Annotated in this window: 7 protein-coding genes; 5 read left to right on the forward strand and 2 right to left on the reverse strand. The window is 39.7% G+C overall.

Annotation, left to right across the window (positions count from 1 at the left end; translation table 11 throughout):
• Nucleotides 1-31: 31 nt before the first annotated feature.
• On the forward strand, nt 32-3,748 hold the full coding sequence (locus tag LPB68_RS13310) for a non-ribosomal peptide synthetase family protein (protein ID WP_068660430.1): 3,717 nt from the start codon (nt 32-34) through the stop codon (nt 3,746-3,748).
• A 115-nt stretch (nt 3,749-3,863) separates the two neighbouring features.
• Here the strand turns inward: LPB68_RS13310 and LPB68_RS13315 are convergent, their stop codons facing one another.
• Nucleotides 3,864-4,706 carry a lipoate--protein ligase family protein gene (locus LPB68_RS13315; RefSeq protein ID WP_332455203.1) on the reverse strand — a complete coding sequence of 281 codons (843 nt, stop codon included), beginning with the start codon at nt 4,704-4,706 and terminating at the stop codon, nt 3,864-3,866.
• A gap of 190 nt (nt 4,707-4,896) precedes the next feature.
• Here LPB68_RS13315 and LPB68_RS13320 point away from each other — a divergent pair, with 190 nt between their 5' ends.
• Entirely contained in the window at nt 4,897-5,898 is a 1,002-nt protein-coding gene (locus LPB68_RS13320; protein ID WP_068660429.1) for a glycosyltransferase, read from the forward strand.
• Here the strand turns inward: LPB68_RS13320 and LPB68_RS13325 are convergent.
• Nucleotides 5,895-8,210 (reverse strand): helix-turn-helix domain-containing protein, encoded by a 2,316-nt coding sequence (locus LPB68_RS13325; RefSeq protein ID WP_068660948.1) that lies wholly within the window; start codon nt 8,208-8,210, stop codon nt 5,895-5,897. The genes LPB68_RS13320 and LPB68_RS13325 overlap by 4 nt on opposite strands.
• 170 nt (nt 8,211-8,380) lie before the next feature.
• Here LPB68_RS13325 and LPB68_RS13330 point away from each other — a divergent pair, with 170 nt between their 5' ends.
• The 3 genes from LPB68_RS13330 (at nt 8,381) to LPB68_RS13340 (ending at nt 12,763) form a co-directional block, all read left to right on the forward strand.
• Nucleotides 8,381-9,889 carry an extracellular solute-binding protein gene (locus tag LPB68_RS13330; RefSeq protein WP_068660427.1) on the forward strand — a complete coding sequence of 503 codons (1,509 nt, stop codon included), beginning with the start codon at nt 8,381-8,383 and terminating at the stop codon, nt 9,887-9,889.
• A gap of 221 nt (nt 9,890-10,110) precedes the next feature.
• Entirely contained in the window at nt 10,111-11,673 is a 1,563-nt protein-coding gene (locus LPB68_RS13335) for an extracellular solute-binding protein (RefSeq protein WP_068660425.1), read from the forward strand.
• Between the two features lie 121 nt (nt 11,674-11,794).
• Entirely contained in the window at nt 11,795-12,763 is a 969-nt protein-coding gene (locus LPB68_RS13340; RefSeq protein ID WP_068660423.1) for an ABC transporter permease, read from the forward strand.
• Nucleotides 12,764-12,781: the final 18 nt, after the last annotated feature.

Below are 12,781 nucleotides of genomic sequence, written 5' to 3' on the forward strand. Positions count from 1 at the left end.
GAACTTATAGAGAGATAATAAGGAGCTGAAGATGTTGAAAGCCATACTAAATAGTGAAACTAAGAAAGATTACTGGGTAAGAGAGCTTCAGACTCCTTTGTCAGCATTAGACATGTATACAGATTTTCCCAAGCATTTGACTTCCAGAGAGGTTCAGAAAACGACATTAAAACTTGAAATAAACTCTGATGAAACGATTAAACTTAAGCATCTAGGTGATATGAGCGTGTGGATGCTTAGTTGTTACTTTGTATTTCTGTACAGAATGACGGGGGAAAGAGATTTAATTGTTGGAGTAAATGATGCAATAGGGAATGTAATACCACTTCGAGTGATATGGGAAGGCGATATTTCATTTCAGCAGCTATGTAACCAAATTACGGAGAAATTAAACACTGCCTATGAGGTTAGTGCCCCATTATCCGAAATTGAACAATTGACAGGGCAATCATCCATTATGAGGACTATCTATGGTGAAGATGATACGGTCAAGGATAGCGATCTAAATTGGATTGTTCGTGAAAATGCCGGCGTATGGATTACTCATATCACCTATCATAAGAACTTATTCAAAGAAAGCACTATTCTTAAATTTTCACGGCACTTCGAGTACATTGTAAAAGCAACGTTAGCCAATAACACGGTTTCCATCGGAAGTATTCCGATCTTAACTGAAGAAGATATGAACGCATATGCTGAGCTCAATAGTACAAACAAAGAATGGTCTGAGATGTTAACGATCCCAGCAATGTTTGCGTCAGCAGTGGAGAAATATTCTAATCATGTTGCGCTTTCCTCGGATGAGGGGAGTCTAACCTACAGTCAATTGGATCGTTTATCGAATCAAGTGGCTCACATGTTGGTGCAAAAGGGTGTTACTAAAGGTGAATTTGTTGCTATCTTCATGGAGAGAAGCATGGATGCCATTGTAAGTATGTTGGGTGTACTAAAGGCTGGAGGGGCGTATATTCCTCTTGATCCGGAGCATCCAGATGATCGGAATTCATACATTATTACAGACACTCAGTCCCACATCGTTATAACCAAAGAGAATTTTACATCGAAATTACAAGAACTGTTAAGTGATAATCATTCGGAAGTGTCTATTTTTTGTCTGGACAAGCAGTTAGATGTGTATCCCGATAGCTCCGTAGATGTCATTCATGATCCTGAAGATATGGCTTATGTTATCTATACATCCGGTTCTACAGGCAAGCCTAAAGGAGCTATGATCGCACATGCTGGCGTTGTGAACCTTGCCTTGGGAACCAAGGAAGATCTCCAGTTTAATGAAGATGATATTATGTTGCAGTATTCTACATTCAGCTTCGATGCATCGGTTTATGACATGTACAGTTCACTGTGTAGCGGAGCTAGGTTGCATATCTTGAATAATGAACAGCGCTTCTCGATAGAATCATTTACCGCAGCTATTGAAGAAGTGAAAGCAACGCGTCTCTGTCTCTTACCAACCGTATTCTTCAATCAATTGTCTGCTCATCTAAGTAAGGAAGATGCATTGAAGTACAGCGTGATCAAGAGTCTCGTTGTGGGTGGTGAGGCGTTATCTGGTGAGTCCGTTCGAGTATTACAGAAGAAGCTGGATAAGAATATTATGATTCAAAACGTGTATGGTCCAACGGAGGTCACAGCATTAACAACGGGCCATATCATTGATTATATCGTCGCAGAAGATGTATCTAGCATTCCTATTGGTAAACCTCTCACAAACTATGAGGTACTGATTGTGAACGAGAATAATCAACCTTGTCCACTGAATGTGATGGGTGAAATGTTGATTAGTTCTGTGGGTATTGCTAAAGGGTATTTGAACTTACAGGAAAAGACGAATGAAGTATTCATCTCGGATCCTATTTATCCGAATTCAGGCAAGCGATATTACCGTTCTGGGGATATGGTTATGCTACAAGAAAACGGAATTCAATACGTGAGTAGAAAAGATTTTCAGGTTAAGATTCGAGGCTATCGAATTGAGATCGGTGAAATTGAAGAAAATCTAATTAAACACGAGAACATCAAAGAAACAGCAATCATTGCTAAGGCAGAAGCAGATGGAACAAAGTATCTGGTTGCCTTCTATACAACGAAGAATGGGGAAGCGATAGCTAAAAGTGAGCTTGTCCAGTATTTGAATAAAAAGGTGCCATCTTATATGGTGCCAAGTCATTTCTACTACCTAGCGGAAATGCCTGTATCGCCTACGGCTAAGATCGACCGTAAACAACTTGCACGTTATGAAGTAGAGGTAACCGTAGAGGAGAACGCCGATTATGTAGCTCCCCGTAATGAATTAGAGCAGACGATCTCCGAAGCGTGGGAGAAGGCGATAAATCGTACTCATATTGGTATACATGATGATTTCTTTGAAGTTGGAGGGCATTCTCTGAAGATTTTAGAGATTCTTGTTATTCTAAAACCACAGTACCCACAATTAAAAATTAATGATTTCTTCGCATTTCCTACCATCGCAAAATTGGCAGAGAGAGTGGTTGACCTACAGAACACGATTGTCATCCAGAACAATATTGCTGACAGTACGGACATGCAAAATCTAGAGGAATTTCCGAAATCGTTCGGAACGCATTCTTCTAGTGACGTAAAGGTATACAGTAATAAACATGTCCTATTAACAGGTGCTACGGGATATTTGGGTTCACATCTTCTATATGAACTAATTCAGAGATCTGAAGCAACCGTGTACTGTTTAGTGCGTTCTTCAGGTAATGATGATCCTTACCAACGTCTTGTAGGAATTATGAAGAATTACTTTGGGGACAGCATCGGTTCGAAGCTTGAAGGTAGAGTTATTGCTATTCAGGGGGATTTGGAGAAAGAAAACCTAGGATTGATTGATGAGGTCGCGGCATTATTACAGGATAAGATTGATTCGATCATCCATTGTGCAGCTGAAGTGAAGCATTTTGGCGATGCTGAGTATTTCGCTAGAGTTAATGTAGAGAGCACGAATCGATTGCTTTCATTCGCTAGAGGGAAAGAACATGTTCGCTTTCACTTTGTGTCTACTCTAGGAATACCAGAAGATTTAGCATTAAGTGACCAATGGAATACGTTTGCTGAGCAGGATGCTTACGATTATTCCGTGAGTATTGAGAATGTATATACCAATAGTAAGCTGGAAGCGGAGAAATTAGTCGTTAGAACTTGCGAAGAGGAAGGCGTTGCGGCAACGGTATATCGTGTCGGGAACCTGTCCTGTCATTCTGAGACGGGCGCATTTCAGAATAACATAAACAATAATGCATTTTATCGAATGCTCAAAGCGATGTTACTTTTGAAAAAAGCTCCTCAGGTCCGTTGGCAAGTTGACTTGACACCGATTAACTATGCGGGACAAGCGATTACCGCGTTAGCTCTAAGTGACGATACCGTAGGTAAGATGTTTCATATTTGTAATCCTGTGCAGATTCCGTATGAAGAGATGATTGAATCCTTCCACAAATACGGATATGATATAACCCTTTTGGACTGGGAACAGTACGAATCATGGCTGTTCGACAGTAGTCAGCCGAAGGAACAGACTGGATTGGAGTTGGCTATGGCCCAGCTTGAAGGAGATGGGGCTAAGAACTCCATTTATAGATTTGCTTGTCCTCAAACAACCGACTATTTACAGAAATTAAATGTAGCGTGTCAAGTACCGGATGAGGGTTTCTTCCAGCGTCTTATTGAACATGCCATTGCGGTTGACTATTTCGATAAACCTTAAAGCAATGAATGTTGCGGTACGGGGCACAACTAAATTAGATTATTGTTTACAAAAACGATGATTACACAGAAGAAGGGCTTCCGAATACGGAAGCCCTTCTTCTGTGCGTGTGTATTTATATATCTATATCATAGCGATGCCGTAATGTGGATGCCATTTCTAGAATATCAGCTGTCGTAGGCAAATAGACGTCTTCTACGTTCGATGAACAATTTAGTGAGATCTGTTGTTCTCGAATGACACGTTTCACAGCTTCGGTAAAATTGGTGATTGGCTCTTTACCCATAGCCGTTAGTTCAACTAGACTTGCCGTACTGCCGTCCGTTACTATTGGATATTGAGAAGAGTCGGCATCAAAGGCTGCACGCTCATAGAAGCCTTGTACAAGTTGTGCTCGATCTTGCCCTGTACCATCAACAATGACAAATGCCTGTACGATATAGGCATGAGCTTGCCTACGTTGGGCAATACCGCAGAATTTGCGCCCTGCGATACTTAAATCGAAGTCACCGGGGCAATAAGCGCCTTGAATTTCTCCTTTATCTACTTGAGAACCTGTATGTAGTAGCGCAGTCTGAATCAGACGATACATCCGTTCAAAATCACGATGGAAATGCATATCTCCTTGACCTTGCTTAGGTATAATTAGTGAGATGTTAACGACACCAAGGTCGAGTGGAACAGCGGCACCACCGGAATTCCTGACACCCACTTGGTATCCTTGAGATGCTACCCACTGTCTTCCTTGATTAGCATGGGGTAAGCGACTATCTCGAAGCCCCATAATAAAAGAATGGGGGTGACGCCATAGGTGACAGATTGCTGGTCCTCCGTTACCTGTATGCTTGCAGAGGATTTCGTCCAATGCAAATGAATAAAGCGGATCAGGATCCGTTAGCTCATTCATTCGATCTAGAATAAGCATATGATCAAGTTCTGAATGGTTCGGTTCGTTCACATCAATAGTCCCCTTTTGGATAGCAATAGATTGATCTTAAGTTGCCTTTATTCTACCATGTCAGTAATCACAGATGTTAAAGGAAAGATTAAGATTGTAACCCTGTTATTAATCTCACTTGTCTTCTGATATATTTGATATTAAGAAGACAAGTAAAAACCTGATATTCAGGAGACAGGATGGTATATTCGTGAAAAAAGTTGGGCTGGTCATGAGGAAGATACAATTTGCGGAGTCTCAAGGGCCGCGTGTTTTTGCGGATCGATTGAAGCAAATAGGTATGGAATTAGGTGTGGATATTGTATTCATCTCCCCTGAACGTCATGTGAGTAGTCATGACTGGATTCCGGGGTATGAACATGAGAAGGGCGACCTAGTCAATTATGATATTGTGCTAGATCAGATCCATGCGCAGCAAATTGATCATGTCATATACACCGTTTCAGGATTTACATATTTGAAAATGTTCATTAAGAATAGCGTACTGTTTCCACATAGTTTTCCAGACCCGGCATTAACAGGATATGAGATGATGAAGCCTTTTTATCAAATGGTGGATAAGGCTGTGGTTCAGACTGAATTCTTGAAACGGGAATTCGCCCGTCATTATGGTGTAACAGATGTAGATGTCATTCCGATTGGATTCAGCGAGAAATTAGCAGAACAACATTTCGATCCCGCTCAAATCATCGATAATCGTATCCTTTGGATTGGCAGAGATGAAGAGAACAGACGGCCCGATCTTGTCTTGGAGTATGCACGTCAGAATCCAGATAAGGATGTTGTGATGGTATTTGGTGGTGAACGGTATAGAGAAAGTATGAAGAAATATAACATACCGCATAACGTGAATCTTCAATTTGCATTATCGCAAAGTGATATATTCACGCTTATGAATTCATCCAAGGTATACTGGAGTTGTTCGAAATTCGACACCTTTGCCATGCCTCTAACCGAAGCATTGGCCATGGGGAAAATTGTCGTTAAGCCTGAACATCCTTGTTATGATCACATTAGCTCGAAGCATGCTTTTTCCGGGAATGAGCAGAATTGGTTCGAGCTTGTTAATATGGCAGCTGCTTCACCCCATAAATTCTCGAACGACAATCGGGACTATGCCTTCGAGAAATTCTCCAGTCATGTGATGAAAGAGGGATATCGTAAATTTTTCGATACATGGCTAAGCCATTAATCCCTCAGTTTCTTAATGTCCCGATATTGACCTGGCGTCATTCCTTCTAATTTGCGGAAAGAACGGATGAAATTCTGGGAGTTATTATATCTTAACTTGGTGGCTATATCCTTTATAGGCATATCCGTTGTTTCCAGCCATTTCTTCGCCATATTGAACCGATACATGGAGAGATACTCGCTGAAGGAATGGTTGGTTTCTTTACGGAAAACGCTGCTTAAATAATTGGCATTATAATGAAGTCGTGATGCACACTCCTCTAAGGTTAGATCCTGATCATAGTCATGTTGGACTATATCGATTATTTTCTCAGATATGTTATGGTATTGTGCATCTTGTCGATCTATGAAGATCTTGATCATAGGATAGATAACCATACTCCAATACCAATCCTCAATCTCAGCCACGATATGTAGATCAATCAATTCCTCGAATAAAGAGCCATTAGCATGATAAATCTGGTTCAAGCTGATCCCTGATTCCTGCATGACAATTAATAGATTATTTAACAGACGTGTCAGAGGAACCTGATATTCCTGTGGCGATAATTCTAGTGAGAAGATACTTCTAAAAAACTGTTTAAGCAATTCCTTAGCTTTATCTGTCTCAGCTAGTTTGATGGCATCGATTAAGTCGTTCTCCGTATGAGTAGGGTAGTTTATATTCAAATAGTGCTTGCCGGAGTTGACGTTCTCATATTGTATGATGATTCCTTTACCCAGTTTGATTCTATGCTTCAAGGCTTCCAATCCTTCTTTGTATGCCAAGGACATTTTGTGAAATGAATGGAAAGGAAGACTTAATCCAATGCTGACCTTCAACCCGAGATAACTATTGATTTCTTGCTGAAGTTGCTCGGTTAATGCATAGAGAGTGCGATGAAATACTTCGGGATTATCATCGGTGCTTCCAATCATAGTAACGATTGTATGATCTATAATGACAGGTGCCAGTCGCTGCGAAGTAGGAATGACTTCCTCGATCATATTATGCACAGCAAAGAGTAGCAGGTTCAGATCGCGTTTCTCATAACGAGTATCTTCACCAAAGTCGACAGACAGCGTCACTACAGCCATCGTGCTCCACTCATGAAGCTGAGTATGATAATCGAATTGCTCCAATTCTTCTAATAACTCTCGTTTTCTAATATTCCCTTGAAAAGCTCTGATTAAGAAAAAAGTACGGACTTGCTGGAGTTGCTGTCGAACTTCTTGTTCTAATTGAGATTTAGACTGAAATAGATGGTGAATCTGTTCTCCAATAACTTGGAATTCATTCGTATGTTTGGCACGGATATCAGTGACACGTTGTCCCATTTGGTTAAGTAGGCGTTCAATGGGTGAATACATACGTCGTGAACCAAGCCAAGCCAGTAATATTGAAAGAATCAACATTAATGCACATACGTACAATGTAAAGGTACCGATCTTATCAGATTGTTTCGTAAGACTATCGATAGATGTGATCGAAAGGTATAACCATCCGTTAAAGTCAGAATGTAGGTATGTAATGGAGTGAGCTTGACCATGAATTTTCGTGGATCGTTGTCCTGAGCTATCAGCACTGGTTAAATCATCTATACCCTGAATCCCACTATCACTTAAAGGATTCCCAATCAGAGAGTGGTCAGGATGAAGTAAGATGATGTTCTGCTCATTGGCGATGATAATACTATCGGATGGTTCAGAATCGGATATGATGAAATCTTGTAAGCGACATGCAGGAATGTTCGCAATGGCTAACCCATACTTTTCTAGATCCGTTGTCGGTAATTTCTTGATAAGACTGATACTATAATCGCAGTTGGTTATGCTCGTATTCTCTTCACTATAGAACCATTTGGATGGATTAAGTGCCCACGATGTGTTCGAAGACATATCCATTAATCCAATCAATTCATTATGATATTCATACTGGTCTAAACGGTATAGACCTGAATTTTTGATCATCCAATTCTGACGTTCGTTCAACAAGATCACATCTTCTAATTTGGTATCAAAGGACTGCATATTTCGAATTTCATTCCTTAAATCATTATACAAAATGAAATCGTTTACATTTATTTGTTTGGTTAATGTTTTTTTCAACATGGATGAGTTAACGACTTGATTCAAAGTATGGTTGACAGTTGTTAACTTATGCTCTACATTGGAATTGATTTGTGAGATGAGTTCCATTTTTCCTTTATTTACACTTTTTTGTATTTCAGTTGAAGAGGTGAAATATGAGAAGGAACCAATAAATATCACGGGAAGAGTACTTAACACAAAGGTGAATATAGTTAGTTTACTTAGGAAACTTAAAGACTTCACACGTTTCAACACCATCAACACCCATCATGAAAAATAGACACAAGTTAATTTTAAAGAGTAGGCAAGGGAAGGACAATAATCATCTATCCTCAGAATAATCATTATCTTAGATTAAGGAACGGTTTACCTAATTATGACCAAATAATGTAACTTCATCAAGGGGGATAAAAATGTTTATTACATATTGGAGTAAAAGATCTATTTATATTTTTTCCTTGCTGATGTTCTCGATTATCTTGATTAGTGCTTGTTCGAATGAAGATGGTTCCAGCCAGACTTCATCGAAGGAGGATGGACGATCTAGCATTTCGATCATGGCACCTCTTCATTTCCCGCATCCACCAACGAATGATATTATTCAGAGGATCGAGGAACTGACAGATACAAAACTGGAGATTGGATGGGTACCTGAGGGTATATATACAGATAAAATGAACACCGCCTTAACGACGAATTCTCTGAAAAAGGTGACCTTTGTCAAGTTTACAGATTATACGTTAGTTAAGAATGAGATCAGGTCTAAAGCCTTTTGGGAGATCGGTCCTTATTTAAAGGAGTTCCCTCACCTCCAAAATCTGAACTCAGTGTATTTGGAGCAATCAGCGGTAGATCAGAAGATCTACGGATTATATACGGAACGCCCCTCATCAAGGCAGGGAATAATCATTCGTGAAGACTGGCTTGATAACCTTCAACTCAATAAACCTAAAACTATCGAAGAGTTATATGAGGTTATGAGGCAATTTACATATAATGACCCGGATCAGAATGGAAGTCATGATACGATTGGCTTAGTAGATCGTAATGATTTAGTATATGGTGTGTTCAAGACACTTAGTTCATATTTCGGTACACCAAACAATTGGAAAATGGAGAACAATCAATTTATTCCTGAATTTGAAACGGCAGAGTACATGAACACGATGAATTTTATGAAGAGATTATATAATGAGAAGATCCTGAACCAAGACTTTGCCCTTACTAGTAAGGAAGTGCAAAGAGATAAGATTATTCGTGGGACTGCGGGTGTTTATATCGGAAGTATGACTGATGTTCAGAGATTATCTAATGAGGTCAAGGACATCAATCCTGAGGCAAGGCTGGGGCTGATTAATCGTATTGAAGGACCTTATGGGTATAAAGTATGGTCAATACCTAATTATAATGGTCTTTATGTCTTCTCCAAGAAGGCTATCAAAACAGAAGAAGAATTGAAGACAATTCTAGGTTTCTTCGATCGAACGATGGATCATGATGTTGTTAATCTTATGATGTATGGATTCGAGGGAAAGCATTATGAAATGAAGGATAACTTAGTCATTCTTCCTGAAGAAACTTCGCAACTTAGGGTAAATGAAGTGAATCCCCTATACACATTGATTATTGCAGGGCTTAGTAATCCTAACATTATGGAGGTAGGCGAGAAGGAATCTATGACAGCCCTTGCAGATCAGCTGAGTAAAGATAATGAACTGTTCTTAGTAGATGACCCAACGATTCATTTAAGTTCACAAACGTATGATGAGAAGAATTTGGAACTATCAATCATCATTGCAGATGCTACATACAATTATATCCTTGGTAATTTAACTGTTGAGGGATTTAAGCAAGAGATCAAAAGATGGAAGCGTAATGGCGGGGAAATGATTATACAGGAGTATAATGCGACGTTGGAATAGATACAGAATTGAATGATAGGTTAAATGTGATCCACTGCGGCTGAAACGCAGTGGATTTTTTTGAAGTTTAAGAAAAAATGTGTATTGATTATCGCGATAATCATTTGAACAGGTGCTGGATGGATTAACCATTTATGAGGTAATGATTGTATTCGTAATCAACAAGCGTGTGTAAAGTGGGAAATGTAAACAATATAAGTTAAATGGAGGTCATAAAGGTTATGAAGAAAAAATCTTTTTCCATGTTGCTTACTGCATTGCTAACATTCAGTGTAGTGCTGTCTGCTTGTTCAGGTGGTAACAACAATAATGGAACAACCGCTCCGGCAGCTTCCAGTAACGAGGGGACGAACACAGTAGTAGCTGAGAAAGAAGCAGAACCAGCTGCACCAACAGAGATTAAAATTATGCTACCTTTGAACACATCGGAGTCACCACCAGACACAATAAAAAATGAAATTGAGAAATTGACCAACACGAAGTTAACTTACCAGTTCTTCCCAGCAGATACGTATGAAGAAAAGTTAAATGCATCATTCGCTACGGGTTCATTGCCGCAAGTGACGTATTTGAAGAATCAGACCACCTTCATTCAGATGAAGGAAGCGATCAAGGATGGGCAGTTCTGGGAAATTGGTCCTTACTTAGAGGAGTTCCCGAATTTGAACAAAATGAAACCAGAAATATTGAATAATACCAAAGTAGAGGGCATGCTTTACAGCCTTTATATCGGTAGACCACTTGCACGCCAAGGAATGATTTATCGCAAAGACTGGGCGGATAAACTTGGATTAAGCGCACCAGCCAATACAGATGAATTGTTTGAAATGGCGAAAGCGTTCACAGAACAAGATCCAGATGGAAATGGACAGAAAGATACTACGGGGATTTCAGATCGAAATGAATTGACATACGGTGCTTTCAAAACAGTCTCTTCATGGTTCGGAACACCAAATGCATGGGCTGAGAAGGATGGCCAACTTGCACCAGAATTTACATTCCAGCAGTATATCGATACGATGGATTTCTTCAAAAAGGCACGTGAGGCTGGCTACATGAACCAAGATTTTGCAGCAACGAGTAAAACGGATGCCGTGAATATGTTTACAAGTGGTAAAGCGGGTCTCTATATCGGAGGATCGATGCAAGATATTGATTCTTTGAACAAAGATTTAATAAAGAATTTCCCAGATGCTGTTCTAGATACGCATAGTATGGTTGCTGGTCCGGATGGAAATTTCGCACAATGGATGATTCCGGGGTATAACAATGTAGTCTTATTCCCGAAATCTGCTGTAAAAGATGAAGCCGAACTTAAGAAAATATTAGCTTTCTTTGATCAAATGATGACACCCGAAATCTCTAACTTAATGTATTGGGGAATTGAAGGTACACACTATACAGTTGAAGACGGTAAAGCTAAACCAGCAGAAGATAAAGAACTGATTGAACGTGAAGTAAAAGGTTATAAGGATAGCGTGATTGGGGAAGCTGAGACCAATGGTATGTATGAAAGCTATAACATTCTACCGGGTAGAATTCATGCAGAACAATTGCTCCTTGAGAACGTTAAGGTAGGTGTAGCAGACCCAACGGCTGCATTAGAATCAGCTACCTTTACGGAACAGGGCGTTGAGCTTCAACAAATTATTACAGATGCGACTTACAAATATATTTATGATCAGATCGATAAGGCTGGCTTCGAGAAAGAGGTTGAAAGCTGGAAGAGTCGTGGTGGGTCTAAAATTATTGAAGAGTTCAACGCTTCATATAAAGCACAATAGACTAGATTGATTGTAGATTGAAATGGAAAAGGCTGTTGATGGGAGTCAACAGCCTCTTCCTATAACAGTAGTTCTGTTGGCGAAATCGTATTTGGATTATAAAGGAGAAAGGAAGAGAATCATGCAGGAAGTAGCCGTCCAGCCCAGTGCAGCTCCTCAACCGCAACGCAAGCGTGGGAAAAATAGCAGTGAGCTTAAAAAGCGACTGTGGAGAAATAAATGGCTTTACGTCATGGTTACACCGGGAATTTTGTATTTTATCATATTCAAATACTTACCTATGTATGGGCTAATTATTTCATTTCAGGATTACAAACCTTACCAAGGAATATCCGGTAGTGATTGGGTAGGAATGGAGCATTTCAATCGCTTATTTACAGAGCCAGATTTCTTAAATATTCTAATGAACACACTGATACTATTCGGACTGAATATCGTCATATATTTTCCGATCCCGATCATACTCGCTTTAATGTTAAATGAACTTAGAGGCACATTTTTCAAGAGATTCTTTCAAACATTGGTCTATTTACCCCATTTCATGTCATGGGTTATCGTCGTCTCCATTTCTTTCGTTATGGTAACGATGGATGGAGGGATTATCAATGAATTACTTGTCTTTTTCGGATTTGAAAAGGTGAACTTCTTACTTAACCCAAGCTGGTTCAGACCTATGTACATTATTCAGGTCATTTGGAGAGAAGCAGGATGGGGTACCATTATTTATCTGGCCTCTATTGCAGCTATTGATCCCGGTCTCTATGAAGCAGCACGTATGGATGGTGCGGGTAGGTTGAAACAAATCTGGCACATTACACTTCCTTCTATTAGAGGCGTTATTATCACATTGTTTATTCTGAAAATTGGTTCCGTACTCGATCTTGGATTTGAACATGTCTACCTACTGCTCAATTCCATGAACCGAGAAGTTGCGGAAATTATTGATACGTATGTCTATACCGCAGGTTTAAGGCAGGGACAATTCAGTTATAGTACAGCGATCGGATTCTTTAAATCTATTATTGGATTAATTATGGTCATGTCAGTGAATAAATTATCCAAGAAAATGGGCGAAGAAGGCGTTTATTGATATGCCGTGGGAGGAATT

Source organism: Paenibacillus crassostreae, assembly GCF_001857945.1.
GTDB lineage: Bacteria > Bacillota > Bacilli > Paenibacillales > Paenibacillaceae > Paenibacillus_AQ > Paenibacillus_AQ crassostreae.